Below are 233 nucleotides of genomic sequence, written 5' to 3'. Positions count from 1 at the left end.
TTGTGCCATAATAAAATGACTAGGATAGGAGTTTTTATATGAAACGATATACTGATGATTTTAAAGCCAGCATTATTAAAATGCACACCGAGGAAAAGAGATCAGTTCGTTCTCTTTCAGAAGAATATGCAGTGTCTCCTGCATCAATTCATAACTGGATTAAAGATGCAAAATCTGTTGAACTTGATGATGGAACTGAAGTTACTTCTAAAGAATTTAAAAAATTACAAAAA

The 233-nt window shown here is 31.3% G+C and carries 1 protein-coding gene; it reads left to right on the top strand.

All coding sequences use genetic code 11. The features are described 5' to 3' along the window. Positions 1–38 precede the first annotated feature (38 nt). The coding region (locus tag FD20_RS12835) for a transposase (RefSeq protein ID WP_057738958.1) at positions 39–233 on the top strand (195 nt) is incomplete at its 3' end.

This window comes from Liquorilactobacillus uvarum DSM 19971 (assembly GCF_001434935.1).
Lineage (GTDB): Bacteria > Bacillota > Bacilli > Lactobacillales > Lactobacillaceae > Liquorilactobacillus > Liquorilactobacillus uvarum.
The sequence above is the reverse complement of the archived record's forward strand: the minus strand, read 5'-3'. Positions and strand labels throughout refer to the sequence as shown.